The 26,783-nt window shown below is 51.1% G+C and carries 27 protein-coding genes; 15 read left to right on the top strand and 12 right to left on the bottom strand.

What is annotated here, in order from left to right:
* Nucleotides 1-83: 83 nt before the first annotated feature.
* Nucleotides 84-3,941: a PVC-type heme-binding CxxCH protein gene (locus BLQ88_RS02805; RefSeq protein ID WP_090146514.1), complete on the top strand. Its 3,858-nt coding sequence runs from the start codon at nt 84-86 to the stop codon at nt 3,939-3,941.
* Nucleotides 3,942-4,008: 67 nt separating this feature from the next.
* Here BLQ88_RS02805 and BLQ88_RS02800 read toward each other — a convergent pair whose 3' ends face one another.
* The 8 genes from BLQ88_RS02800 to BLQ88_RS02765 form a co-directional block, all read right to left on the bottom strand.
* Nucleotides 4,009-4,377, bottom strand: a complete 369-nt coding sequence (locus tag BLQ88_RS02800) for a type II toxin-antitoxin system HicB family antitoxin (RefSeq protein ID WP_090147095.1) — start codon at nt 4,375-4,377, stop codon at nt 4,009-4,011.
* Nucleotides 4,370-4,633 carry a type II toxin-antitoxin system HicA family toxin gene (locus BLQ88_RS02795; RefSeq protein WP_090146512.1) on the bottom strand — a complete coding sequence of 88 codons (264 nt, stop codon included), beginning with the start codon at nt 4,631-4,633 and terminating at the stop codon, nt 4,370-4,372. Before BLQ88_RS02795 ends, BLQ88_RS02800 begins: the two co-directional genes overlap by 8 nt.
* A gap of 238 nt (nt 4,634-4,871) precedes the next feature.
* On the bottom strand, nt 4,872-5,303 hold the full coding sequence (locus BLQ88_RS36990) for a hypothetical protein (protein WP_218132883.1): 432 nt from the start codon (nt 5,301-5,303) through the stop codon (nt 4,872-4,874).
* Nucleotides 5,269-5,832, bottom strand: a complete 564-nt coding sequence (locus tag BLQ88_RS02785) for a Panacea domain-containing protein (RefSeq protein WP_218132882.1) — start codon at nt 5,830-5,832, stop codon at nt 5,269-5,271. Before BLQ88_RS02785 ends, BLQ88_RS36990 begins: the two co-directional genes overlap by 35 nt.
* Before the next feature lie 105 nt (nt 5,833-5,937).
* Nucleotides 5,938-6,168, bottom strand: a complete 231-nt coding sequence (locus BLQ88_RS02780; protein ID WP_090146509.1) for a hypothetical protein — start codon at nt 6,166-6,168, stop codon at nt 5,938-5,940.
* A gap of 119 nt (nt 6,169-6,287) precedes the next feature.
* Entirely contained in the window at nt 6,288-6,836 is a 549-nt protein-coding gene (locus BLQ88_RS02775; RefSeq protein ID WP_090146507.1) for a GNAT family N-acetyltransferase, read from the bottom strand.
* Between the two features lie 77 nt (nt 6,837-6,913).
* Nucleotides 6,914-7,456, bottom strand: a complete 543-nt coding sequence (locus BLQ88_RS02770; RefSeq protein ID WP_229212548.1) for a YdeI/OmpD-associated family protein — start codon at nt 7,454-7,456, stop codon at nt 6,914-6,916.
* Nucleotides 7,446-7,853: a VOC family protein gene (locus BLQ88_RS02765; RefSeq protein ID WP_090146506.1), complete on the bottom strand. Its 408-nt coding sequence runs from the start codon at nt 7,851-7,853 to the stop codon at nt 7,446-7,448. The genes BLQ88_RS02770 and BLQ88_RS02765 overlap by 11 nt, the downstream gene beginning before the upstream one ends.
* Nucleotides 7,854-8,027: 174 nt before the next feature.
* On the opposite strand from BLQ88_RS02765, the gene BLQ88_RS02760 reads away from it, so the two are divergent.
* From BLQ88_RS02760 to BLQ88_RS02730, 7 genes are all read left to right on the top strand, one after another.
* Entirely contained in the window at nt 8,028-8,228 is a 201-nt protein-coding gene (locus BLQ88_RS02760) for a hypothetical protein (protein WP_090146504.1), read from the top strand.
* A 553-nt stretch (nt 8,229-8,781) separates the two neighbouring features.
* A complete protein-coding gene (locus BLQ88_RS02755; RefSeq protein WP_229212547.1) occupies nt 8,782-9,336 on the top strand; it encodes an RNA polymerase sigma-70 factor in 555 nt (184 codons plus the stop codon).
* An 18-nt stretch (nt 9,337-9,354) separates the two neighbouring features.
* Nucleotides 9,355-10,386, top strand: a complete 1,032-nt coding sequence (locus tag BLQ88_RS02750; RefSeq protein ID WP_090146501.1) for a FecR family protein — start codon at nt 9,355-9,357, stop codon at nt 10,384-10,386.
* Nucleotides 10,387-10,623: 237 nt separating this feature from the next.
* Nucleotides 10,624-14,043: a SusC/RagA family TonB-linked outer membrane protein gene (locus BLQ88_RS02745; RefSeq protein WP_090146499.1), complete on the top strand. Its 3,420-nt coding sequence runs from the start codon at nt 10,624-10,626 to the stop codon at nt 14,041-14,043.
* 45 nt (nt 14,044-14,088) lie between these two features.
* Nucleotides 14,089-15,672 carry a SusD/RagB family nutrient-binding outer membrane lipoprotein gene (locus BLQ88_RS02740; protein WP_090146497.1) on the top strand — a complete coding sequence of 528 codons (1,584 nt, stop codon included), beginning with the start codon at nt 14,089-14,091 and terminating at the stop codon, nt 15,670-15,672.
* 289 nt (nt 15,673-15,961) lie between these two features.
* Nucleotides 15,962-17,086, top strand: a complete 1,125-nt coding sequence (locus BLQ88_RS02735) for a redoxin domain-containing protein (protein ID WP_090146495.1) — start codon at nt 15,962-15,964, stop codon at nt 17,084-17,086.
* Nucleotides 17,087-17,114: 28 nt separating this feature from the next.
* Complete coding sequence (locus BLQ88_RS02730) at nt 17,115-18,122, top strand: sugar phosphate isomerase/epimerase family protein (protein WP_090146493.1); 1,008 nt, start codon at nt 17,115-17,117, stop codon at nt 18,120-18,122.
* A 163-nt stretch (nt 18,123-18,285) separates the two neighbouring features.
* On the opposite strand, the gene BLQ88_RS02725 is transcribed toward BLQ88_RS02730, so the two are convergent.
* Complete coding sequence (locus BLQ88_RS02725) at nt 18,286-18,810, bottom strand: PIN domain-containing protein (protein WP_143016788.1); 525 nt, start codon at nt 18,808-18,810, stop codon at nt 18,286-18,288.
* Between the two features lie 194 nt (nt 18,811-19,004).
* On the opposite strand from BLQ88_RS02725, the gene BLQ88_RS02715 reads away from it, so the two are divergent.
* The 5 genes from BLQ88_RS02715 (at nt 19,005) to BLQ88_RS02695 (ending at nt 23,301) form a co-directional block, all read left to right on the top strand.
* Nucleotides 19,005-19,367 carry a BlaI/MecI/CopY family transcriptional regulator gene (locus tag BLQ88_RS02715; RefSeq protein WP_090146487.1) on the top strand — a complete coding sequence of 121 codons (363 nt, stop codon included), beginning with the start codon at nt 19,005-19,007 and terminating at the stop codon, nt 19,365-19,367.
* Between the two features lie 30 nt (nt 19,368-19,397).
* Nucleotides 19,398-21,458, top strand: a complete 2,061-nt coding sequence (locus BLQ88_RS02710) for a M56 family metallopeptidase (RefSeq protein ID WP_090146485.1) — start codon at nt 19,398-19,400, stop codon at nt 21,456-21,458.
* 81 nt (nt 21,459-21,539) lie between these two features.
* A complete protein-coding gene (locus tag BLQ88_RS02705) occupies nt 21,540-22,676 on the top strand; it encodes a glycoside hydrolase family 5 protein (protein ID WP_090146483.1) in 1,137 nt (378 codons plus the stop codon).
* A 68-nt stretch (nt 22,677-22,744) separates the two neighbouring features.
* Nucleotides 22,745-22,966 carry a hypothetical protein gene (locus BLQ88_RS02700; protein WP_143016787.1) on the top strand — a complete coding sequence of 74 codons (222 nt, stop codon included), beginning with the start codon at nt 22,745-22,747 and terminating at the stop codon, nt 22,964-22,966.
* Nucleotides 22,966-23,301, top strand: coding sequence for a type II toxin-antitoxin system PemK/MazF family toxin (locus BLQ88_RS02695; protein WP_090146479.1), 336 nt, complete (start codon nt 22,966-22,968; stop codon nt 23,299-23,301). The genes BLQ88_RS02700 and BLQ88_RS02695 overlap by 1 nt, the downstream gene beginning before the upstream one ends.
* Before the next feature lie 3 nt (nt 23,302-23,304).
* Here the strand turns inward: BLQ88_RS02695 and BLQ88_RS02690 are convergent, their stop codons facing one another.
* The gene (locus BLQ88_RS02690) at nt 23,305-23,802 is read right to left on the bottom strand and encodes a VOC family protein (RefSeq protein WP_090146477.1); all 498 of its coding nucleotides are present in this window, start codon (nt 23,800-23,802) and stop codon (nt 23,305-23,307) included.
* Nucleotides 23,803-23,909: 107 nt separating this feature from the next.
* Between BLQ88_RS02690 and BLQ88_RS02685 the strand changes: the two genes are divergently transcribed.
* Nucleotides 23,910-24,827: a sugar phosphate isomerase/epimerase family protein gene (locus BLQ88_RS02685; protein ID WP_090146475.1), complete on the top strand. Its 918-nt coding sequence runs from the start codon at nt 23,910-23,912 to the stop codon at nt 24,825-24,827.
* 32 nt (nt 24,828-24,859) lie between these two features.
* Here the strand turns inward: BLQ88_RS02685 and BLQ88_RS02680 are convergent, their stop codons facing one another.
* Nucleotides 24,860-25,378, bottom strand: coding sequence for a hypothetical protein (locus BLQ88_RS02680; RefSeq protein ID WP_090146473.1), 519 nt, complete (start codon nt 25,376-25,378; stop codon nt 24,860-24,862).
* 34 nt (nt 25,379-25,412) lie between these two features.
* Complete coding sequence (locus BLQ88_RS02675; protein WP_090146471.1) at nt 25,413-26,414, bottom strand: phosphotransferase enzyme family protein; 1,002 nt, start codon at nt 26,412-26,414, stop codon at nt 25,413-25,415.
* Nucleotides 26,415-26,486: 72 nt separating this feature from the next.
* On the opposite strand from BLQ88_RS02675, the gene BLQ88_RS02670 reads away from it, so the two are divergent.
* Nucleotides 26,487-26,777: a GNAT family N-acetyltransferase gene (locus BLQ88_RS02670; RefSeq protein WP_090146469.1), complete on the top strand. Its 291-nt coding sequence runs from the start codon at nt 26,487-26,489 to the stop codon at nt 26,775-26,777.
* The last annotated feature ends 6 nt before the right edge of the window (nt 26,778-26,783 follow it).

Raw genomic sequence — 26,783 nt, 5'->3', positions numbered from 1 at the left:
CGGCGTCATATTTTACTTATGTCGGCATATCGGGATGTTGATACGCGATCCGATTTTAATCCTAAAACCCAGGACTTCTGCTCATGAACTTGCTCAGGTTGCTACCGCTGCTGTTTGTTTTTGTATTATTTGGATTTGAAGAAGAACCTAAACTGCCTGCATCGGATTACGGGCCGCTTCATTCCGCCGATACGCCTATGCGTGCCGTTCAGGATGCCAAAGGCGAAACAATCAGTATTTTCCGCGGCAGCGAGAGCCAACCGATATTGACGCAGAATGCAAAACCTGATTTCCGCCCGTACCTGCACCCGATCGTCGCCCCCGACGGTAAGGGCGTCCTCACCGAATACAGCCCCGGGCACCATAAGCATCAGACCGGCATTTACTGGGGCTATACCCGTGTAAATGGCCGCGATTATTTTCACCATCCGACAGATGGTTACTGGAAGAAAGTGTCCGCGAGCGTAGTCGAAGCGAAAGGTACCGAAGTGAAATGGCAGACCGTCTACGACCTGCTCGATTCTACCGGCGCGGCCGTATTAACCGAAACCCAAAACTGGTCGATGCGCGTGAAAGATGGCAAATATCTCCTCGACCTGGAATGGAACGGCGAGGCGAAAACCGATGTGACAATTGGCAAATACGATTACGGCGGCCTGTTTGTGCGCATGCCATGGAAAGAAGGTATCAAGGGTGAGGTCGTGAACGCGGCCCGCCAGAAGAACGAAAAAGCGGAAGGCCAGGCTGCGATGTGGGTGGATATCGGTATGCAAGTGCCGGGCCGCAACGACCTCGCTCACATTGCCATTCTTGATCATCCGGGTAATAAAGGTTATCCGCAGACCTGGCGCGTGGACGGACAGCTGGGCGCGGGTCCGGCGCGTGCACGCAAGGGCGACTGGCATATCAAAAAGGGTGAAACCGAGATCATCAAGCATGAGCTGGTGGTTTATACCGGTGATTTTAAGGATGTGGAATTGAATAAAACATTCGGAGAATTCATTGGTAACACCGGGCAGTATAACACTACGGCGCTCTGGGCATTGGCGCAAAAAGAGGGTAGGGAAGCCAAATTCCTCAGCGCCCAGGAAGCGGTGGCCGCGATGACCGTGAAGGATGGTTACCAGGTGAATGCATTCGCTTCCGAACCGATGATGACCCAGCCGATGGCATTCTGCTGGGACGACCGCGGGCGGATGTGGATCGCAGAAAATAAGGATTACGAGTCGCGCGGAAAAGGCTTTTCCAACAACGGTACCAGCCGCATTCTCATTCTCGAAGATACCGATCACGACGGCGTGGCCGATAATAAGAAGGTATTCATGGAAGGCGTTGCATTTCCGGCTGCATTGGCGGTCGGCTTTGGAGGTGTGTTCGTAGGGGCGCCGCCTAACCTCCTTTTTGTACCTGATAAAAATGGCGACGACAAGGCTGATATGGACGATATCGAAGTTCGTCTTACCGGCTGGGGTATCCGCGACCGGCACGAAACGCTCAACAGCTTCCACTGGGGACCGGATGGCTGGCTATACGGTTTACAGGGCTTCGCGACACCGTCGAAAGTGGGTAAACCGGTTGGAAAAGGCAAATTATATAAACATAACGATGCATTTCCGGAGAACATCGAAGTCGAGGACGGCGTCGATATCAATGGCGGCGTGTGGCGGTACCATCCTACGAAACGGAAATTTGAAGTGGTAGCACACGGTTTCAGCAATCCGTGGGGCATTGATTATGATGCCAAAGGCCAGCTGTTCATTACCGCTTGCGTGATCCCGCATTTATGGTACGTCGTGCCGGGCGGCATTTACCACCGGCAAGGCGGGCAGCATTTCAATCCGTATGTGTATAATGATATCAAAACCATCGCCGACCACAGCCACCGCTCGGCGCATGGCGGCGCGCGCATTTACCTCTCCGACGCATTCCCCGCCTCGGAGCGCGGCAAGATATTCATGGCCAACATTCATGAGCACGGCATTCTTTCCGATCAGTTGGTACCCAAAGGCTCCGGCTTTTCCGGCAAGCACAGCGACGATTTCCTGATGGCCAACAATGCGCAATGGGTCGGTTTCAGTATGGAAATAGGGCCGGAGGGCGGCATGTACATTCTCGACTGGCATGACGCCGACATTTGCGGTTCCGACGTGCTCAACTCCGAAACCGGCCGGATTTTCAGGGTAATGCCCAAAAGCTCCCTCGCTGAAAACTGGAAAGGCCGCTATGACGATCTCAACAAACTCAGCGACGCCGACCTTGCCGCATTGCAAACCAGTAAAAGCGAATGGCATGCCCGCCGTGCGCGCGTCATTTTGCAGAGCCGGGCGGCCAATGGCAAAATAGCATCCGACGCCGTTCAAAAACTCAACGCATTATACCAATCCAAAGACAACTCCGACAACCGCCTCCGCGCCATGTGGGCATTGAAAGTGACCGATAATCTGAATAATGCGGCATTAGCAAAAGCACTCACAGACGCGGATGCGCATGTACGTGCATGGGCGGTCCAGTTCCTGTGCGAGGATGCGCAGCCTGGCGCGGAAATCACTAGTCAGTTTGCACAAATGGCGGCTAACGACCCGTCGCCTGTCGTGCGCCTGTACCTGGCCTCGGCATTGCAGCGCCTCGACGCGGAAGTAAAATGGAGCATTATCAAAGGTTTGACAGCCCATGCGGAAGATACCCAGGACCATAATTTGCCCAAAATGATCTGGTTCGGATTGGAGCCGTTGGTGAAGGATAATGCTGCCAAAGCATTGGAACTGGCTGCAACGAGCAAAATTCCGATGGTAACCCAATTCATCGCTCGTAGGCTGGTAGATGCGGATCAGATCAATACATTAGTAGCAACCGTAGGCAAATCAAGCGCGAACCGCGTCGACATTCTCACTGGCATGCGCGATGGTTTGGAAGGCCGCACCGACATTAAAACACCCGAAAACTGGACCGCAGTTTACGCCAAACTGAAACAAGCTGACAAGCCCACGGCCAACCTCTCCGCCGATCTCGGCCGTCACTTCGGCGACACCGAATCTGCCAAAACCGCATTAGCTACATTGAAGAATAAATCATCTGCATTGGATGAGCGCAAAAAAGCCTTACAATCCCTCGCCGCCCGCCAGCGCCCTGAACTCGCTGCCGAGCTTCCTGCATTGCTGAACGACAATGCATTGCGCCTCGAAGCTATTCGCGCCGTGGCCGGTTATGACAGGGAGCCCTTGGCCAAGCAACTCATCGACGCCTATCCGAAATTCAATGCATCGGAAAAATCCGAAGCCGTGCAAACCCTGGCCTCCCGCCCGAAATCCGGCTGGCTCCTTACCCAGGCCATTTCAAAGAATGTGATCCCTAAAAAAGACGTCCCTACCTACGTCGCCCGCCAGCTCCGCCGCGTGGTCGGCAGTGGTTTCGTGGAAGTATGGGGACCGATAGACCACGTCGCATTCGATGAAAAGGCCTACAAAAAATACCGCACCCTGCTCAGTGACAAGGCCGTAGCCGACGCCAGCAAAACCAGTGGTCGCCTCGTATTCCAGCGCACCTGCGCGCCTTGCCATAAACTCTACGGCGAAGGCGGCATCATCGGTCCGGAGCTCACCGGCTCCAACCGCGCCAACCTGGACTACCTCCTCGGCAACATCCTCGACCCCAGCGGCGAAATCCAGGACGACTACAAAATGGTCGTCATCACCACCCGCGACGGGCGCACGTATGTAGGTAACGTTGCAAAGGAAACCGACCGGCAGCTCACCCTACGCATTGTAGGCCAGGACGCTGTTTTGATCAACAAATCAGACATTCAAACCCGGGAAGTAACTCCCTCATCGATGATGCCGACGGGGTTGTTGGAAAATTTGTCGGAGAAGGAGGTTACGGAATTGATTGCGTACCTGCGGACTACGGCGCAGGTGCCGTTGGGGAAGGGTAGCGGAGGAAAATAAAGAAAGCAACAACCATGGCGCGAAGCGGGAGCTTCGCGCTAACTATTCGCAGGCCTCCGGCCGGTCCTTACCTGAGCCCAAACACCTCATCACCCAATTCCTGATGCGATGAAGCGTACTGTAAAACAGACTTCACGAAATCGTTCAAAGTGACATCGTATTGCGAAGCAAGCAATGCAATTTTCTTGTGCAGATCAGAAGAAACCCGAACATTAAAAACACCTTTGTAAGACTTTTCGGGCGACTTGCCCAAAGCCTTACAAGTTTCGATGTAATCGTCGACGGCTTCTTTCATACTTTGTTTCAGTTCGTCCACAGACGTTCCCTCGAAAGTCACAAGATCATTGACAGCAATCAACTTTCCGAAAAACACTTCATCCACAGGGCTATAATGTATATTCGCCGTAAATCCGTTGTACGATAGTGAGTTAATCATTCTTGATTTTTCCATTTTCTTTTAGTGTTGTGATGATCTGTTCAATCACATATGACTTAACAATAGGGGTAGGATGAGGCTTGTGTAGGGAGATGATTCGCCTTTGACAATGCGCAAATTTTACTCTGGAACCACCTGTTTTCCCTGAAGCAATTTCCTCGTAGCCGTAGAATCTCAGAATTAATGTCAATTCCTTCCAGAGGAGATCTTTCGGTTTGCTGCGGAAACGAGCTAGCAACTTTTCAATTTGACTCATGCTATATAGTGTGTAACTGGAAATTAGTTACAAAAATAGGTTATTTGCCTGATATTCCAAATTTTAGCCAAAGTTCTAACGCAGAATGTTGCTGCGCCGCGCGATCGCAATTTCGAAATGCACAAACCCGCTGTGCACTGCGTTTGGATACTTTTGAACTGTTACCAGCTTGTTTTCAATGTGTGATAATAGCAGAGTTGTATTCAGCGTGTGGTTGAAGATTGATAACACAGATAATTCAGCCGTACGTGCGATGCTCCACATCCAGCCAAACCACATAAAAAGTTGTTTCAATAAAGAACCCGATCACCCGCCCATGTTCATTGGCAGATACGCTGAATTGAAATGGTTGCTCCACCAATTGCTCCTCATTCGGCAAGCCAAAACATTTCTGTGAAGTATCGCCCCAACGGATGAAATGGTTCCGTAACGCTTTCACTGTTGGATATTTCAACTCCTTGCATTTAAGACAACAAATATGTTTTAACCTATGAATGAGGCTGTTGAAGTAGGCGGTCTCCTTGTTTTGAAAGATGAAAACCTCGTGTTCCACATCCAGATATTTGAAGGAGAGTTTAACTAGGTCGTTGTGAGTGTTTTCGCGTGTTAAAGATGCATTGATATGCTTGGTGTGTTTACAAACCTTGGGAGGATTGAAATTCTTGGCCATCCGATTTCACAAATTGAGAATAATAGTCGTGTATAGTTTTCTTGTCAATAACATTCGTAGAAGGCTCATCAGCGGCAACGCCACCGCGAGCGATCCGCCACGGCGCTTCGCTATGTGTGCTTTGTTCCAGCGCGAAGGCATCTTTGTAGAAGTATTCAATGATTATGTCGGCAAGAATCTCTTGCATGCTCGTCGAAAATGCATTCTCCAATGTTCGTAGTGAACCCTCGTTTAGATCATCCCTAATAATAGGCCTCCATTGAAATGATTTATATCGCTCATAAAGCGACGGCACCACAGGCCCGTGAATCCAGGCCTGAAAGTCTTCCTCAAAAATTTCTTGATTGAAAACAGCGATGTGCCAGGCTTGCGTGTAGAAAACAAGCTTTTGCAGCTTCATATTGGTTATCAGACTGCCGGTTGCATTCGCGAATGCCATGAAGTAATCGGCGATCTGATCGGCACTGGTGGCCTCGGGAAGCCGGAGTGGTGGTAGTGCGATAACAGGCATTGATAGTGCGGTTTGCATGATGAAGATCGGATAGATTAGGTGTTGGCGCGTAAGGTAGAAAAAGAAAATTGCGCTTACCTAATCCGATTTTCAAACGGCACACAAATTTGCAATCCCGCAAAATCACAACTCCATCTCCTCATCCCCCTCAAAATAATTCAAAACCGTCATCAAAGGCAGCGTCGTTTTATCAGCCGCATTCGACAGCTGTATCACCGCACGGTCGATCGAGTTTGGGTCGAAGCCGGAAAAATAGCCCTCAATCACCACGCCTGGCCGCATTTGGTAGGAAAAGGCTTTGTTAATGTATTTCGAAGCGCGTTTTTGGAGGCCGGTGAGTTGTGGTTCAGGCATGGTGAATGTAATGGTGAAGTCTGGGCGTCAAAAGTTGGTTGCAATGGTCGCGAACGAATGCGCAACTGGTTAGCAAAGGTATCAACCGGCTCGAAAAGTTTCCGTGGTAAGGGGAAATTTCAGACATCGGACACCATCACATACCGCCGCGAGCCGGCTTTATGTCGATAATCGAACCCCATTTTTTCGAATAGCGGCTTGAATCCCATGAAACGGTAACTCGGCGAATCGGGGGCGACGGGGTAGGCTTCCACGTGCTTGGCGCCCCGTTTTTTGGCGTAACGCGTCGCCTCGGTGATCATCTGTTCGGTGAGGCGCTGCTTGCGGTGCTCTTTGCGGATAAAAAAGCAGGTGATCGACCACACGTTTTCAAGGTCGCTGTCACCGCCGAGGTCGCGGAAGCTCTCGCGCGGGCCTACTGAGCACCAGGCTATGGGCTCCTCGCCGTGGTAGCCGATAAGACCGATCGGGATTTTATGATCGACCTGGCTTTTCAATGCGCTTTTCTTGGCTTTGTTGTCGTTGCGCAGTGAGGCGTCCAGCTCGCGCCAGACCATGCACCAGCAGTATTTCGGGCCGCCCTTTCCTTCGAAAAGCTTTTCGAGATCGGGCCAGGTCTTGCGGTCGACGGGTTTGAACTGGTATTCGGACTTTTTGATAGCTCCCATGTGTGCATGTATTTACAGGCGCGGTATTACGCAAGGTTAGCGCGGATGGTTGGCACGTTCATTGCGCGCGGCCATTTCTACCGACTGAGCAATGCGTTTTTCGCGCGTCTCCGGTCTTTGGCATTCAAAATCCATTCCAGGATCAGCCGTTTGGAAGATGGCGCAAACTTCCCGAAGTTTTCAAATGCCGTTGGATTACCGTCGAATGCCTTTTGCAAATCGTCGGGCACTACTGCATTACCTGCGGTTTCCAGGGCATCCCAGGCGCCGGTTTCCTTCGCCAGGTTGATCATCTTCTGACCTTCGGCGCGCATCAGGCCTGCCTTGGTCATCCTTGCGGCGCGTTCCTTGTTCACGGTGCTCCATTTGCTTTTCGGGTTGCGTTTCGTGAATGTGAGGTAAAAACTCTCCGCGTCGCGTTTGATGGCCTTGCTGTCGATCCAGCCGTAGCACAATGCGTGTTCGATCGATTCTTTGTAGCCGATGCTCGGGGTGGGGCTGTCTTTGTGGTAAATGATCAGGAAAACGGCATCTTTCTTTTTGCCGTTTTCCGCCAGCCAGTCGCGCCATTCCTTATTGCCGGGCGCTGGAATCGCTTCGATGCCGTTTTTAGTTTCCATGGATGATCGATAGATAATGCTTGTTGAACATTACACCCAAGATGTTGCCGAACGGGTCCACCACCGAAGCCGTCACAAAACCTTCGCCCCGCGTAGTTACCGGCTGATAACTCGTACCACCTAGTTCGAGCAATCTGTTGTACGCGCCTTCTACATCGTCTACATGCCAGTAGATGATCGCTCCCGCGGGTGTGCCGGCAGCCCCCGGTGGAGCCCATTTGGCATCGATAATGCCGATTTCGTGCTCATAATCACCCACACGGAACTCGATATAGCCCGGCCTTTCGAAATAGGGTTGCATTTCAAATACTTCTGAATACCAGCTTTTTGCGGCATCCAGATCGGCTGCATAGAAATTCAAAGTAGCGAATCCTCTGAGTGATGTTGCGTTGGCCATGCTCGTTTTTGGGTTTTGGTTTAAGTTAATACAAAACTAAACTCATGCTGTGACAGCCTAGTGTCAACAGGTTTCAGAAAGTCTAAAAAAGCTTGCCGCTCACGCAACCGTTTGAAAATCGGATTTTTAAGCTGGTTGTTAAAAACTTAAATTTGATAACACGAATAAATCATTATGGCACGAGAGCAAATTATCAGAGCATTTCACAGGGTTTCAGAAAGAAAAGTGCTTGTGAAGGACAAAAAAGCTTACTGGGAGGAAATGGATCGGCTTTTTGAGGAAATATCTGCTGAACTGCCCGATATAGAGATGTCGCAGGATGAGATCCAGGCTGAAATAAATGCATACAGGGATGAAAAAAGACGTAACGGTTAAGGTCGTCATAGACGCCAACTAGTACGTTTCAGCTTGTATCAACGATAAGTCGCGTCGCACACTATACTATCAAATACTTAAAAACCACCAAATTGAGGTCTACTATTCGGAGCAACTTCTCGCTGAATTTGATGAAGTGATTCCGAGAAATAAATTCCGAAAGTATCTATCGCTAGTGCAGGCCGCTCGCCTACGAAACTTCGTCCTAAAAAAGTTCGAAAAGCGACTGTCGCAGTCGAGCCCTCGCTCGTTCGAGATCCTTGTGATAACTATCTGATAGGGTTATGTGATAGATGCCGGGCTCATTATTTGGTTACTGGCGACAAGGATCTTCTTGTATTAGAGAAGCACAAAAGCACGAGCATTATATCCATGAATCGGTTTTTGCAAATCATAGCCAGCTTGTCCTAATTGCGATTTGAAACACTGCCGGAACTTCCAAACCGCAATAGAAAATTCTACCAATAAAAATTTTCTCAAAATTTTTCACCAAACCGTCTAGGGGTTTTTCGGAGTTAGTTGCCTATATATGCGCAACGCTATTCCTAAACCCATGTATCAACACTTTACCGACGAACAGCTGGTAGATTTGCTTCAACAGGGCAATGCACGCGCTTTTGAGGAGATCTATGCCAGGTACTGGTACCGGTTGTTCGGTATCGCGTTTCAGGAGACGGGGACGCGGGAGGAAGCCGAGGAGCTCGTCCAGGATGTGTTTGAAAACCTCTGGCACAAGCGCGAAGATTCGTTTATCCGCCACCTGAAAGCCTACCTGGTGGTGTCGATGAAGCACCGCATTACCAACTACATCAAATCCTGCATTACCCAACGCAAATACCAGGAGTATCTGATCCTGAATGAGATACGGCAATCGTATGGCACGGAAGAGATCGTCCGTTTCGAGGACCTTTCGCGTGCTGTGGATGAGGTGATGAAAAAACTGCCCGAAAAAACATGCGAGGTGTTCAGGCTGAGCCGGTTCGAAAACCAGTCGGTGAAGGACATTGCCGAGCGGCTGAGCCTGTCGGAGAAGGGCGTCGAATACCACATTACGCAATCGCTTAAAGTCCTGAAAGACCAGCTCAGGGTTTATAATTCCGATCATTAGCCTGAAAACCAATCGATAATGAATCAACACGAATTCGATATACTCTTACAAAAATACCTGGCCGGCCAATGCAGCCCCGAGGAGGAGCGGCAGGTGCTCGAATGGTCGGAGCGGGTGCATGTGCTTGCGCCGGAGCCGCTTACGGGCACGGAACAGGCAATTATCGAGCGGAAGATATGGAAGAACATCCGGCAGAACGCGTTGCCTGCGCCCACATGGCGCACAACGATGGTGCGGATAGGAGCGGGCATCGCGGCGGCGGTGTTGTTCACTGCTGCATTGTACGTGTTGCGGCCGGAAATTTTCGGTAGTACTGAAAGGCATCTGACTAAACAAGCGAAGCCGGTTCGTGTACTGGCGCCGCGTTCAAATGATTTTCTGGTATTTAAAAACAATAGCGGCGACGACCGTTCGCTCACGCTGGAAGACGGCTCGGTAATCACGCTCGCCAAGTCCAGCACATTGCGGTACCCGCGGCATTTCGACCCTAAAAACCGGCAGGTGGAGCTCGAAGGCGAGGCTGTTTTCAATATCAAACGCGATACTTCGCGGCCTTTCTTCGTGTACTCGGGTGAGCTCGTGACGCAGGTGCTGGGGACGAGTTTCAAGGTGACGTCGTTCGGAAATGCGCGGACGATCGAGGTGCAGGTGCTGAGCGGGAAGGTTTCGGTGTATGAAAACGAGGAGAAATCATCCGAAAGCCGGAATGGTGTGGTACTGCGGCCTAATCAGAAAATTACATTTGATAAGGAAGCCAAAAAGCTGATCCCCGAACTGGTGGAAGCGCCGGTATTGGTGGAACTGCCCGTGCAGACGCGCGACCTCGCGTTCGAAGAATCACCTTTGCAAACGGTACTGAATGCATTGCAAAAGGCTTACGACATTGAAATAGTGGTCGAAAACCCGGCCTTGAACAACTGCACATTCACCGGCGATATTACCGGCTTGCCGCTGCACACCCAGTTGCGTTTCATTTGCAAATCGGTGAATGCCAGCTACGAAACGCGCGGGACGACCGTTTTCGTCAACGGCGAAGGCTGCCCCAAGTAATGCACACGTCACATTCCTGACCACACCCGACCATTCCTGACATTCTTAACCACATTTGACTATTCCTAACCAACCCTGACACCCTAGCTAAACCCGCCTATGCCAAAACCCTGACCCACAAAAAAGCCAATAATGCTGCGAACATTACTGGCCCTGTCGACATCCGCCCGAAACGCCAATCCCGGATCGGATGCCCTTGTTTCTGAGTCTCTTACAAATCAAAAACATTTTAAAATTATGCAAAAAACTATATCCGTCAAACGGTTATTGATTCGTGCTATGCAAATAACTGTCGTACAGCTGCTTTGTTCCGCGCTTTTCTGCGGGCTGTCCTTCGCGGCCGAGACGAGGGCGCAGGAAATTTTGCGGCAGGAGGTGTCGCTCACGGTGCAGTCGGCGGAGGTCAAAACGGTCCTTGCGCGGCTCGAAAAGCAAACCAGCATCAAATTCATTTACAGCGGCAACAGCATCAATGCACGTCAGCGAGTGTCGGTGAATGCCGTGAACAGCCGGCTTTCGAAGGTACTGGACGAACTGCTGACGCCGTTGAGCGTGGGTTATGAAGTCGTGGATTCGCACATTTTGCTGCACCGTAAAACCGCGGAGCCGGTGCAGGCGCCCGATATCAAGTCGGTGATCCGCAAGCTGACGGGCTCTGTGTCCGACGAGAAAGGCGATCCGTTGCCCGGCGTAAGCATTCTCGTAAAAGGCACCCAAACGGGTACCACTACCAATGCCGACGGTAAGTTTACACTGGACGTGCCAAATGACAATGCGGTGCTGATTTTCAGCTTTGTAGGCTACGTGGCGCAGGAGATACCGGTCAATGCGCAAAGCGATATCAGTATTAGAATGGCGCCGGAAGCCAAGTCGCTCAACGAAGTGGTGGTCACCGCATTGGGTATCGCCAAAGACAAAAAGGCATTGACTTACGCCGTGACGGAGGTGAAAGGCAGCGAGTTCACGCAGGCCCGCGAAGCGAATCTGGGCAATGCATTATCGGGAAAAATTGCCGGTGTGAATGCGACCAGCACAGCCAACGGCGCAGGCGGTTCGAGCCGCGTGGTCATCCGGGGCAACGGTTCGCTCAGCGGGGATAACCAGCCGTTGTACATTGTGAATGGTATTCCAATCAATAATGCGAACCAGGGAACACCGGGAACTTACGGCGGTACCGACAAGGGCGACGGTTTGCTGAGTATCAATCCGGACGATATCGAGAGCATTTCGGTGTTGAAAGGCGGTACCGCGGCGGCGCTTTACGGCTCCCGCGCTGCGAATGGGGTGATCCTGATTACTACTAAATCCGGCAAGGGGCAAAAAGGCCTTGGCGTTGAGTTTAATTCCAACTTCACTTTCGAACGGCCGCTTTCATTTCCCGACTGGCAATATCAATACGGTGCCGGCGCGCGCGGCGTGGCTCCTACAACCCAGGCGGAAGCCATTTCGTATGGTCGGACCTCGTGGGGCGCGAAGCTCGACGGTTCCAGCGTGATGCAGCCCGACGGCGAAGCGCGGCCTTATGTTGCCCAGAAAAACAATATCAAAAATTTCTATAACACGGGCAGCACATTCAGCAACACGCTGGCGATCAACGGCGGGAACGAGACGACCAATTTCCGTTTCTCAGCCTCCAATATGGACAACAAAAGCGTGGTGCCTAACTCGTCGGTGAATCGTAAGACGTTTAATCTCAGCGCTTCATCAACACTCGCGAAAAAGGTGGTTTTCGAAGGAAACGTGCAGTACAATATCGAAAATGTCAAAAACAGGACGTATGTAGCCGATTTTACCAAAAACCCGAATGCATCGGTACAGCTGGCAGCTACGAATCTCGATATCCGCACGCTTTCGCCCGGCTACGACGATAGGGGCTATGAGAACCTCTGGAATGACTATGTGTACGTGATGAACCCATACTTCGCGGTGAACAAAGTTAAAAATGAGGACGACAAGCGTCGCATAATCGGCTCGTTCAGTACACGTTACAATTTTACGGATTACCTCTACCTGCGCGGGCGCCTGGGTATCGACCAGTTTTCGATCCGCGGCATTGATATTACGCCCACCGGAACCGCCTACAATACCCAGGGCGAAATGGCGACGCGGCGGCTGACGACCTACGAAACCAATGCGGAGGCAATTTTGGGCTTTAACAAGGAGTTTGGCCGGTTTTCGGTGTCGGCGATGGCTGGTGGCAATAAAATGTACAACAATGTCAACGGCGTGAATGCGACCAGCGGCAGGCTGAATGTGCCTTTCAACTATTTTATCAACAATGGCAGCAGCCAGGTGTACACTGAAACCGCGCGGGAGTTCGGTATCAATTCACTTTTCGCTTCGGCGGATATAGGTTTTAACAACCTCCTGTACCTGACGCTTACCGGCCGCCAGGATTGGTTTTCGACGCTTTCGGCCGATAATAACACGCTGTTTTATCCCTCGGTCGGCCTCAGTTATGTATTTTCAGATGGATTTAAGAACAAACCTTCCTGGCTGGACTACGGAAAAGTCCGTACTTCCTGGGCGAAGGTGGGCGGCGGCGCGCCGGATCCTTACGGGCTCACATTGGCTTACGCAGCGCCTCCGCAGTCGCATTTGGGCCAGCCGCTCATGACGATCAACGGGACTACCATTCCCAACAGCAAATTGAAACCTTATACTTCCACCACCACGGAGTTTGGTATTGAAACCAAGTTGTTTGGAAATAAACTCGGGGCGGATATTACGGTTTACGACCGGACCACAACCGACGATATCGTCCGCGCAACTGTTCCTTTTTCAACCAGTTATACCAATGTTTCGCTCAATGTAGGTAAGGTGCAGAACCGTGGGATCGAGCTGTTGCTGACAGGCTCGCCGGTGAAATCGGCCAGCGGATTTGGCTGGGATGTGAGTTTCAATATGGCTTACAATAAGAATACGGTAGTCAAAATCGCGGACGGCCTCACCAGCCTGGCGCTGCCGGGCGCGATCGCGCGTACGCAGAACGGCTTCGTGTACCATTATGAAGGTCAGCCGTTTGGAATGATTTCCGGCTACCGTGCTAAAACGGATGCGAACGGCAATGTGGTTTATAACCGAGACAGCGGCTTGCCATTACAGAGTGCATTCACGGCACTGGGCCGCGGTGTGCCGCCTTTGACTTTGGGGTTGACCAACACATTCCGATACAAAACCTTCTCGCTCGGCTTCCTGCTCGATGGCAAGTTCGGTTCCAAAATGTACGTATCGACTAATGCATATGCGACCAATTACGGTCTGGCCAAGCGCACCGTGGAGAACAACGTCCGCGAAACCGGCGTGACCGTCAACGGTGTGGATCAGGAAGGGGCTCCATTCAGCAAAACCATCCCTGCCCAAAACTACTATCAGGGTATCGCATTTTCGCTCACCGATCAGTTTGTGTCCGACGCCGGTTTTGTAAAACTCCGTCAGCTGACTTTCGGTTATTCGCTACCGCAGCACGTGGTGGCTAAGACGCCGTTCCAGTCGGCCAGCCTTTCGTTCGTTGCACGTAACCTCCTGCTCATTTATAGTCAGGTTAAAAACGTCGATCCGGAATCGAATTATAGCAATGGCAATGCGCAGGGTTTGGAGAATTTCGGTGTGCCGCCTACCCGTAGTTTTGGTTTGAACCTTATGGTAAGGTTCTGATAGTGAGTAAAATTTGTGTTTAAACTACCAATTTGACCTTGATTTATGATCTATAAAAATATCAGTCTGAAAACATTCACGGTCCTGCTCTCCGGCGCTATCTGCCTGAGCGCCTGCGACAATGGCTTCGAGGAAATGAATACCAACCCGAACGCCTACACCGAGCCCGTGATCGGCAACCTTTTCTCGAACAGCATCATCAAAACGGCCGGTGACGGGGACAACAACACGCTTTATGCCCACGATAAACTGTCGGGCTGCTTCGTGCAATACTTCGCTTCCCTGAATGCCTGGCAATGGACCGGCGACAAATACCTCTATAAACAGGACTACAACAAGGGCCTTTTCGAAACGGCTTACAGCAGCGAGCTCAAAGAAACCGCGCAAATCATCGCGCTCCTGAAAGACAAGCCCGACATGAGCAATATGTACCACATCGCGCGCATTTGGCGGGTGTTTATCCTCCACCGCGTGACCGACATGTACGGGGATATTCCTTACTCGCAGGCGGGTTTAGGCTACATTGAATCGGTGTACAAGCCTGCTTACGACACGCAGGACCAGATTTATGCGGGTATGTTGGGTGAGCTGGAAGCCAGCGCCCAGGCATTGGACGCATCGAAAGCATCGTATGGCGGCGCCGATTTCCTGTACGGCGGGGCGCCTGCCCAATGGAAGAAGTTCGCATACTCGCTCATGCTGCGCCTGGGAATGCGCCTCACGAAAGTTGACGTCGGTATGGCCGAAACCTGGGTGAAAAAGGCGATTGCGGGAGGGGTAATGCAGAGCAATGCCGACATCGCAAAACTCGTTCACACCGGCGGCTCGGCCAACAACTGGAATGTGAACAGCTATCTTTTGCAGGGTGGGGAAGGGGTGCCGCCATCGGCCCAGGGTAAGGGTTATTCCAAACTGAACAAGACCTTTATCGATTACCTTAAAGCCACCAAAGACCCGCGTCTGCCTTTCTACTCCACCTTATGGCAAGGTAATGCCGACCCGGCCAAACTCCCGCAAACCAGCGCTCCCGACGTTCAGAAAGGCCTTCCCGGTGGCTACGACTATACCACCATCAAAGACCTCATTCCTGGTTGGACCGACAATATGCAGGCCGAATATTCGGAGATCAATATCAATACCATCGCCGCGCTGGCCGCTCCGACGATCTTTCAGGCATATTCGGAAGTGTCGCTCCTGCTCGCCGAAGCCGCGTTGCGCAAATGGACTTCGGGGGATGTGAAAACCTACTATGAGAACGCGGTGAAGGCTTCGATGGAATCGCAGAGCCTGTACCCGGGCAATGTGCTCGTGACGCCCGCGCAGATACAGGCGTACCTGACGGCAAATCCTTATAATGCGACTACACTGGAAGCCGGTTTGAAGCAAATCCATACGCAATTCTGGGCATCGCATTTCATGAACAATATTGAAGTGTATGCCAACTGGCGCCGCACAGGTTACCCTCAGTTGACACCAACCAACTATGCGGGGAATGAGACAGGCGGCACCATTCCGCGCCGGCTACGCTATCCGGAATCGGAGGCTAGTTTGAACCGAGAGGCGTACAGTGCGGCGGTAAGCAAGCAGGGGCCTGATTTGTTCACAACGCGAATTTGGTGGGATAAATAGTTTTTAGGAAGCTAGTACAAATCTCCTGATTTGTACACTTATTCGCAGGCCTCTGGCCGGTCGATACCGCAGAAACGTTGCTACGGTACCGGCCGGCCGGAGGCCTGCGAATAGTATGCGCGAAGGAAGACCTTCGCGCCATGGTACCTAATTTTCTTCCCTTTCCTCCATCCTCCCATTCCTCCCTTCCCTCCATCCTCCCTTTTTAATTAGATAGCACAAAACCAGTATTTTGTTGTACCGCGGCCGCTTTTGGTTTAAATTCATAACTCAACCAAAAACCAGGACTATGCGGGTATTTCATAAACTGCTTTTTGCTATTGCATTGTTTGTCAACGCATTTGTTGCATTCGCTGCCGACCAACCGGAAACGCTGAAAATCGGGGCGCAGGCGCCGGATTTTAACCTGATGGGGGTCGACGGGAAACGGTATTCTCTGAAAAGTTTTGCGAATGCCGACATTCTCGCCATCGTTTTTACCTGCAACCATTGTCCGACCGCACAGGCGTACGAGGAGCGCATCAAGAAGCTGACCGCCGATTACAAAGCCAAAAAGGTCGCGGTGATAGCGATTTCGTCCAATGATCCTAAGGCTATATTGCTCGACGAGCTGGGTTACACCGACATGAGCGATACCTACGCCGAAATGAAGATCCGCTCGAAGGATATGGCTTACAATTTTCCATACCTCTACGACGGCGATGATCAGAAGATTGCATTAGCTTACGGTCCCGTGGCTACACCGCATATTTTTATTTTTGACAAAGCCAGAAAACTCCAATACAACGGCCGCATCGACGACGTGGAAAAACCAACCGGAACGCCGAAGAATATCGATGCCCGGAACGCGATCGAGGCGATGCTGGCAGGCAAGCCGGTGCCGGTAGCCGCTACCAAAACGTTCGGTTGCTCGATGAAATGGGCGTCGAAGGAGGATAATGTGAAGAAAGAACAGACGGCCTGGGCGAAGGAGCCGGTGACGCTCGAAACGATCGACGAGGCGGGTTTAAAAGAATTAATTCAAAACAAATCCGACAAGCTGCGGCTCATTAACGTGTGGGCTACCTGGTGCGGGCCGTGCGTGACGGAATTCCCGGATTTTATGGTGATGCACCATATGTACCGCCGCCGTGATTTTGAATTTATTTCGATCAGTGCGGATAACCCGGACAAGAAGGACAAGGCGCTCAAATTCCTGCAAGGCAAGTTTGCCTCCAACAAAAACTATATTTTCAATATCGAGGACAAATACAAGCTTATCGAAGCGGTAGATTCGAAATGGCAGGGCGCTTTACCGTATACCATACTTGTGGAACCGGGCGGTAAGATCGTCTATTCGCAGCAGGGGCCGATAGACCCCGCGAAAATGAAGAAGCTCATCGTGGAAAACAAGTATGTCGGACGGTACTACTAACCCATATTCAAACAACCAACCTGACTTTATGGAAGACCTGGACATTTCAAGACGCCGTTTTCTGGGCACATCGGCCCTTGCAGCGGCGGGTTTCGTGATGGCGCGTACACCCATTTTCGGCGCGCCGGCTTATATCAAAAACCTCGGTAAACCGAATTCGCTTTTCAACGGCGTGCAGGTAGGGGCCATTACCTATTCGTGGCGGAGCCTGCCGGGCAGCGCGGAGGATATTTTGAAATACTGCATTGAAACCAATATCAGCGCGATCGAACTCATGGGGCCTACCGGCGAGTCATTCGCGGGCGCACCCGAAGCGCCGCCGCGTCCGAACCTGGCGCCCGGCCCGGATGGCAAGCGCCCCGAAATGACGGACGAACAGAAGGCCATTCAAAAGGAGTATGCTACGAAAATGGCCGAATGGCGTGCAAAAGTGTCGATGGACAAGTTTGTACAGCTTCGTAAAATGTATAACAATGCGGGTGTGAGCATTTATGGCTTCAAACCCAATGCATTGAATACGAACAGCACCGATGCGGAGGTGGATTACGCTTTCCGTGCGGCCAAAGCGCTCGGCGCCAACCAGGCGAACGTGGAGCTGCCGAACGACCCCGCGCAAACGAAACGCCTGGGCGATATTGCCGCCAAAAACAAGGTGTATTGCGGCTACCACGGCCACACGCAGCAGACGCCAACGTGGTGGGATACTGCATTGAGCCAGTCGAAATACAATGCGATGAACTTCGATATGGGGCATTATGTGGCAGCCGGCTTCGATCCGTTCCCGCTGCTCGAAGCAAAGCATGACCACATTGTGAGCATGCACGTGAAAGACCGCAAAAGTAAAGAACATGGCGGCGCCAACGTGGTATGGGGCCAGGGCGATACACCGATTGTTGCCGTACTGGAAACAATGCGTGCCAAAAAATACAAATTCCCCGCAACAATTGAGCTTGAATACGAAATTCCTGCTGGTTCCGACGCATTGAAGGAAACTGCCAAATGCGTCGAATTCGCCCGCAAGGCATTGGGCGCCTGATCGAGGATAAATCAGTGCAAACGGGTCGCGAGCATTTTGCTTCGCGACCCGTTTGCTTTTTCAGATACTTTTGTTCGTGATTGATGATACAAATATGACAGGATGGCTCTGCCAGGCGCTTGGCAGGATTAAAGGGGAAATTATGAATTTTAAAGAATGAAAGTCAACAGGTCAGAAATGGGTTGATAATTGTAAGCTGTTCTTCAACCACGAGTTGGTGATGCATATCCTCAGAATAAAGTACGCTGCATCCTGCTTCGAGTGCGCCGGATACTATGATGGCGTCGAAGAGTTGAAAGTCGTATTTTTCTGTCAGGTAGATAGCGTCGGCTATGGTTGTTTCAGTGATGTCGGTTACCACGCAATCCGTCATCAGCTGATACCATAATTCCCAAATCTCAAGTTTGCTCCATTTGAGTTTCTTCTTGCATACGTTTCCAATCTCGACCAGCACCTGCGCATTGATACGATAGCCATAACCGACCAGCCTACCAGCTATTTCACTTTTTTCACAATGTGTGTCGACAAGATAAATGATGATGTTAGAATCAAGAAATGCATTAGTCAAAGTCATTGGCTTCGTCCCGGTCAAATTTGAATTGTGATAAATCTGCCTTACGGAACTTTGAATACCTTTCGCGAATCTCCTCCAAGGATTGAACCCTGCGAGGTTTTTTTCTTCTTTCAACAACCGCGGTCACTTTTATATTCTTCCCGACAAAGTCAGCCGGTAGCTCGATCGTGACAGAAGTCGTCTCAGGAGTGATGGTTTTTGTGTACATAGTAGTGTGGTTTTGTCTAAACAAATCTATAAATTTTCTAGTAAATATTTTTTCGTACGAAATTTTTCCTACCTTTGAAGAGTTGATTCAAAAACTACCAATGGAACCTACAAAATCAGAACTGGAAATACTGCAAGTGCTATGGGAGCATGGGCCGTCGACGGTGCGGTTTGTGAATGATAAGTTGAATGAGGAGAAGCGTGCGGTACAGTATTCTTCGACTTTAAAACTGATGCAGATCATGGCTGAAAAAGGCATTGTAATGCGCGATGAGAGCAGTATGAAGCACATTTACAGCCCAGCGGAGCCGGAGGATAAAACGAAATCGGCATTGCTGGAACGGTTCGTTGACTCAATGTACAAAGGCTCCGCATCGAGCCTGGTAATGCAGCTTTTTGGTAATAAAAATACTTCCGCCGAGGAGCTGAGTGAGATCAGGGATTTTCTCAAAAATCTGGATTAGTAATTAGCAAACTGACTATATCCGTTAGCCATGAACTGGAATATCATCGATCAGCCTACCGCCCACGAATGGGTCCGCGCATTTTGCCTCACGCTCGTGCATTCGCTCTGGCAAGGTCTCATCGCCGCGATTGTAGCCGGAGCCATTCTGCTCTGCACCCGGAAGAGCAGGCCTGCATTCCGCTACAATATGCTCGCATTGGTAATGCTACTCTTCGTTTCTGCCGCGGTAGTGACTTTCGTTTTGACGATGCGCGATACTGCTGCGGTACAGGAAGGCGCCAGGCCGGCTTCGGCGATTGTCTTTTCCGGTGAATGGATAATGCAGGCTGCATTTCAAAACGCAGGCAACGCCGCCATCGCAGCCACAGAAACTGGCTGGGTAATGCGTATCATGGCATTTTTTACCGAGCATGCACAGGTTATCGTCACCGTTTGGTTCCTGATTTTTGCATTGAAATCACTTTTGGCGGCGAGCGGTCTGCTATATCTCAGAAAGGTAGCGCAGCAGGTTTCAACGCCGGAAATGAAATGGATCGTCCGGTTTTACGAACTCGCCGAACGCATGCGGATTAGCCAGGAAGTGGAGCTGCGCGAGTCGCTGCAAGTGGCGGTGCCGATGGTCGTAGGTTTCCTGAATCCCGTGGTGCTGGTGCCGCTGGGTATGTTGGCCAACCTTCCCGCCGCCCAGGTGGAGGCGATTCTGCTGCACGAACTGGCGCACATCCGCCGCCGCGATTACCTGATCAACCTTGTTCAAATATTCTGCGAGAATGTATTCTTTTTCAACCCGGCGGTGTGGTGGATTTCCAAACTGATCCGCGAGGAGCGCGAGCATTGCTGCGACGACTTGGCGATCGGTGTGATGCAGAACAAAACGTCGTTCATTCATGCACTCGTCTCGTTCCAGGAGTACAACCAGTCGCGTCCGGCTTTTGAAATGGCTTTTTCAAAAAAGCGTAACCATTTGCTGGACAGGATCAAACGCATTGTCAATAACAATAATAAACCACTTGATGCCATGGAAAAACTATTTGTAACATTCAGTCTGGCGGCGGCGATCGCATTGTCGGCGGCAACTGCGCCGGAGAAGCCGGTTAAGCAGTCATTGCCGATGGTACCGGCAAACCGCCCGGTTGAAAAAATCACATTGCCTGAACAACCTGCCGTCCCAAACTCCGAAACGGACACGCTTCCCCGGAAGAAACTGAAATCGGGAGAAATGCAGGTGCATTCCGCGAACATCTACTCCGCGCAGGAAGGGATCAGTACGTATAATGTAACGCGTAACAACAAGCAATACGAGATTGTGAAGCGCAACGGCAAGATTATCTCGCTTTTTATCGATAATCAGGAGATAACCGAAAGCGACTACGCGAAACATCAGCTGGAGATCGACAAGATCATGGAGGAGATTAAAGTTCAGCATGAACTGGCGGAGAAACAGCGTGAGCAAGCGGAGGTACAGCGCAAACAAGCGGAAAAACAACGTGAGCTCGCGGAGAAACAACGTGAGGAAGCGCAGGAAATGCGGAAAATGGCGGAAGGACAACGCCAGGAAGCGGAAAAGCAGCGCGAAAAGGCTAACGCTATGCGGCTGGATGCTGAAAAGCAACGTGAGCAAGCTGAGCAAATACGGGTGAGTGCCAATGCAAACCGCGACGAGCTGGCCAAGGTGAGACAGGAAGCTGAGAAAATGCGCGAAGCTGCCGACGGTATGCGTAAACAGGCCGAGCAGATGCGCCTCGACGCCGAGAAGCAACGGGAACTTGCCGCCGAACAGCGCGCACAGGCCGAAGTGCAGCGCCAGAAGGCCGAAGAAATGAGAAAGGTCGCTGAAAAAGAGCGCGAGGTCTATATCAAAATGCAGGATGATGTGATCGAGGAGCTGGGTAATGCCGGTGTAATAAAGGATAAGCACAACCTGTCGTTCAAGCTGGGCGATGATGAGCTGATCGTGAATGGCGTGAAACAACCAGCCGACTTGCACCTGAAATTGAAGAACACGTACCTGAAAACCGATGGCGGCAAAAAGTCTGAAATGTACTATAATTACAACGGTCGCTCGGGTTATTCGACGACGACCCGCTAGGCTCGCGATAGTCGATTATCAGTAAAACCACCGTCGCGATGCGTTTAATAGGAAGTTACCACGAATAACTTCCGAACCGCCATGCATCGCAGGACATTTATCAAAAATACATCCATTGTAGCAACCGGGGCCGCGCTAACTCCCGGTTTTGCTGTTTCGGGACAGGTCACGCAGAACAAGTTGCCGAAATGGAAAGGGTTCAACCTGCTCGATTTCTTCTCGCCCGATCCGGCAAAAGGCCGCAAAGCTACCACGGAAGAACAATTTAAATGGATGGCCGACTGGGGCTTCGACTTCGTTCGCATTCCAATGGCTTACCCGGCCTACCTGAAATTCGATCGCACGCGGAACATCACACCCGAAGAAATTTACCAGATCGACGAGCAGGCCGTCGACCGTATCGATAAACTTGTCGCAGCCGCGCACAAGCATAATATCCACGTAAGCCTGAACCTGCACCGAGCGCCGGGGTATTGCGTGAATGCCGGTTTCAATGAGCCTTACAACCTCTGGACCGACCAGAAGGCGCTCGACGCATTCTGTTTTCACTGGAATATGTGGGCCAAAAGATATAAAAGCACATCGTCGAAGCGCATCAGTTTCGATCTGCTCAATGAGCCGAGCATGCGCGCGGATATGAACGACCAGCATTCCAAACGCTCGTCGGTACCCGGTGATGTTTACCGCAAACTCGCCATTGCCGCTTCGGAAGCTATCAGGAAAGAAAACCCGGACCATTTGATCATTGCCGACGGCAACGATGTAGGCACCTCGGTTATTCCCGAGCTCGCCGATCTCGACATCGCACAGAGCTGCCGCGGTTATCATCCGGGCATTATCTCGCATTACAAAGCGCCATGGGCGATGAAGGACCCCGACAATGCGCCCACACCGAAGTGGCCAGGCCAGGTAGGGGACCAATACCTGAGCCGCGCGATGCTCGAAAAATTCTATAAACCCTGGATCGAGCTCGTCAACAAGGGTGTAGGCGTGCATTGCGGCGAATGTGGCTGCTGGAATAAAACACCCCACGACGTTTTCCTGGCCTGGTTCAACGACGTGCTCGACATCCTTTCGTCCAATGGCATCGGTTTCTCGCTCTGGGAGTTCGCCGGAGATTTCGGCGTCCTCGATTCACGCCGCGAAGACGTTGCCTATGAAGACTGGCACGGGCACAAGCTGGATCGGAAGTTGCTGACTTTGCTGATGAAGTACTAGGAGTGCTGCCGAGGTTGTCTGTTTGAATGGGCTTTGATAAATCGTATCTTTGGAAAAAAACTACACACATGAAGACGATCAAAGTAGAACTTTCCGAATCGGACGTTCAGTTTATCCATTCACTTCAAAAAGAAGAGGAAGGGTTTACAAAAGAGGCTATTGAGGAGAAAATAGCACGTGAGCGACGAAACTCTCTTGACGAGCTGCTCAAAGAGGGTTATCAGGCCACACGGGAAGAAGACCTTTCCATTACAAATGATTTTCAACATGCCGATTTTGAAAATTTGTAATGCAGAAAGGAGATATCTTCTGGGCTAAGCTCGACCCCGTGGTGGGTAGCGAGACAGCCAAAACACGTCCGGTGCTGATTGTTTCGAATGATGTCAATAATCAATACAGCAGTACCATCACGGTGTTACCGTTAACATCCAGCACGGCGAAAATCTATCCCTTCGAGGTCCCGCTCGCAGCAAACGAGGGAGGCCTGCGCAATGAGTCGAAGGTGAAGGCAAACCAAATCCGGACGATCGATAAATCGAGGTTAGGCAATAAAATAGGCCAGTTAAACAGCACGAAGATGAAGGCTGTTGAGCTGGCCATATTGATACACCTGGATATATTTTAGTGCTTACTTATTCAACTCAGCAAGCAACCCCGGAATATTTAAACTCTTCGTATACATTTCGATAGACCCATCCGGCAAGTACTCCCATTGGTCCTGCGGCCTGTCCCAATACAATTCTACGCCGTTGCCGTCGGGATCGTTGAGGTATAATGCTTCGGAAACGCCGTGGTCGCTGGCGCCGGTGAGGGGGTAGTTGGCTTTTAGAAGGCGGTTCAATGCGACGGCGAGATCTTTCCGGGTAGGGTAGAGAATGGCGGTATGAAACAGGCCGACGCCGTGGGGCGATGCGGGAGGCGCGCCTTTGCTGTACCAGGTGTTCAGGCCGATGTGGTGGTGGTAGCCGCCGGCGGAAATGAACACGGCCTGGGTGCCGTAGCGGGTGGTGATTTCGAAGCCGAGGAGCCCGCAATAGAAATCGACGGCACGGTCGAGGTCGGCTACTTTCAGGTGTACGTGGCCGATTTTCGTTTGGGCCGGTATGATATAGTTATCTGGTTCCATGGGAGGCGTATTCGATTTGGTGTAACAATCAATTTACATGGATTTGCGGTAAAAAATTCCGGCAAGCGGCTTTACAATTAAATCAGTTAACCATTCAGAACACATTAATGAACCGCCGGGAAGCATTATCCTCGATCGCCGCTGTGAGCGCAGCAGGCATTGTTCCAGCCGAAGCTGCGAAAGCCAAAGTTCAGCCATTTATTTATTCCCTCAATATGAGCACCTTGCGCGGCCAGAAACTCGGTTTCCGCAAGGAGCTGGAAGTGGCGGCAAAAGCAGGTTACGGATCCGTGGAGATATGGGTCAGTACTTTACAGGATTATCTCAAAGGCGGCGGTACTCTGCAGGAGGCCAAACGCATTATCGGCGATCTCGGGTTGAAAGTGGAGGATGCGATCGGTTTTGCTACCTGGATCGTGGACGATGAAACGGCCCGGGCCAAGGCACTGGACCAGCTGAAAGGCGAAATGGAACAGCTCGCGGCCATTGGTTGCCCGCGCATAGCCGCCCCACCCATGGGCGCAACCACCGGCGCGTCGCTCGACCTCGCGCGCGTAGCCGAACGTTACCGTGCGATCCTGGAATTGGGCGACAAAACGGGCGTGGTACCGCATTTGGAGCTGTGGGGTTTTTCCAAAAACCTCAGCCGGGTAGGGGAAATATTGTATGTGGCCGTCGAGTCGGGCCACCCTTCGGCGCGCTTGCTCATGGATGTGTACCACTTGCACAAAGGCGGGTCGGGAATGGAGGCCATTAAAGATGTAGGAAAGCCGTTGATCGAGATATTCCACGTGAACGATTACCCCAAAACGCCGCCGCGCGAGAGCATTACGGATGCCGACCGCGTGTACGTGGGCGACGGCATTGCCCCTTGGAAGGACGTGATTCAAAGCCTTAAAAACCCGGACAAGCCGATCATCCTTTCATTTGAAGTATTCAATAAGGACTATTGGGCGCAGGATGCATTGCAGGTAGCGAAGACCAGCCTCGCGAAGATGAAAAAGATCGTAGAAGGCGTAGCTTAACGATACGGGGCCGGTATAATCGCCGGCCTTTTTTATAGCTTATTCAAAAACGCCAGAATGCTCATTACCAGCCCGCCGATGGTGGCTATGGCAGAAATGAGAATGGCAAAAATCATGACAAAGCCTTTCCCGCCGGTCTTTTTCATGATCACCAGCCCGTCACCATTTTTGATCTCCGGAAGCTGCGCGACGCTCAACTGGTAAGCGCCCGCGGCGTCGATACTGAATTCCGCAACCGGTACCACACGGCTACTCGTCATATCCTTCCGCGATCCGAAGATGTTGACCACATTGGTTACGGTAAAATGCTTCCCGTCGGGAACGGATACGAGTGTATACAAAACTTTCGTAGGCATGATACCGAGAATTGCCGGGCGACGGTAGGCAATCTCGTATTCACCCGGTTCGGAAAGATGGAACTCCGGAAGCGGCCTGTCGAGCGGCAAGGTTACTTTCTTACCTCCGTAAATCTCTATGATCCGGCCAATGCTGCGGATCAGGAACCACAGCCCGGCGATGAACAGCAGCGGGAAAAGGATTTTGAGCATCATAAAAAATCATTTACAATGCGCTGAAAGTAAGCAATTACGACGTCAGCTTCTGCCCAAGCTGGTGATAATCAAAGTATTTTTTGAGTAAAAGGTTAATGAACCGTTTCAGGTAAATTTCATTTAAAAACACATTCGACCAGTTGTCGTACCGCTGCGACTGGATACCCAGGTAGAAGAAATACAGGCAAATGCCGAGGATCGGGATCAGGCGTTTTTCTTCGTCGCTCACTTGCGCTACCGATTCGTAGCCTTGCAGGAATCGGGCAGTTTTAAGCTCGCGTTCCGCCTCGTCTTTCTCGGTGGAATGGATTTGCAGCATATAATAGGCCATATCCATACACAGCCAGCCATTGCCGCAAAAATCGAAATCGAAGAAAGTAATGTCGCCTTCGGGAGTGATGTTCATGTTGTCGAACCAAAGGTCGAGGTGGACGGCACCTTTTCTGATTTGGCTTAAATCAGCATTTTGCAGCTCGGAGATCAGATATTCCTGCACTGATTTCATATAATGCATTTCCTCCGTATCGGCAGGCAGGAAGTGGCCCAATTGCGCGAGCGAGTCGATCAGCAGTTCTTTTTCCGTATAGGTAATGCGCTGCAATGCAAAATCCTTGGCCAGCAAATGCATTTCAGCCATGAGTTTGCCCACGCGAAAATGCGTCTCGGCATCGAAATTGAGCACCTTTTCACCCTCGGCAAAAGAGAATAGTACGCCAAAACGTTCACCCTCCGGCGCGGCGAATGAATGGATCAATGTGTTTTCAAGATCAGGAATCGCGTAGGAAACCGAAATGCCGTTTTCCTGCAAATATTGCAACCACCGCAATTCCTCCGCAATCTCCGTCGGCGTACGCCATCCGAAACTATACACGCGGAAAATGCAGCGTTTCCCGGGCGTTTTAATAAGGTACGTGTCGCTGATCCCGGTTTTTAAGATCCGGCATTCGACCTGTTGTTCAGGGAAATAGTTCTTTTGAACAAAAAGACCGAGGTGGACCGGCGAAAGATTGGAATTCGTGACAGGGAAGACGTTCATGGCGTAAGGCGATTGGGGCGGCAAAATTATGGATATATTTGCCCGGAACGTATCGTACTTTAAACAAAAATTATGGCAGAGATCAAATTCAAGCTGGATAACCGCCGCCGTGGGGCTTTTTACGTGGAGGAAGACGGTAAACAGGTAGGCGAAATGGTGATCGGATTGAGCGAAACCACCCTGACAGTTTACCACACGGAAGTAGATCCGGAGATGGAAGGCCGCGGACTGGCGCGCAAAATGCTCGATGCGATGGTGGCTTACGCCCGCGAGCAAGGCTTCCAGGTAATGCCGCTATGCGAGTATGTGCATGGTCAGTTCCGCCGCCATCCCGAGGAATTTTCAGATGTCTGGCAGAAATAACCCTGC

The sequence above is a fragment of the Dyadobacter soli genome, assembly GCF_900101885.1.
Classification (GTDB): domain Bacteria; phylum Bacteroidota; class Bacteroidia; order Cytophagales; family Spirosomataceae; genus Dyadobacter; species Dyadobacter soli.
The sequence above is the reverse complement of the archived record's forward strand: the minus strand, read 5'-3'. Positions and strand labels throughout refer to the sequence as shown.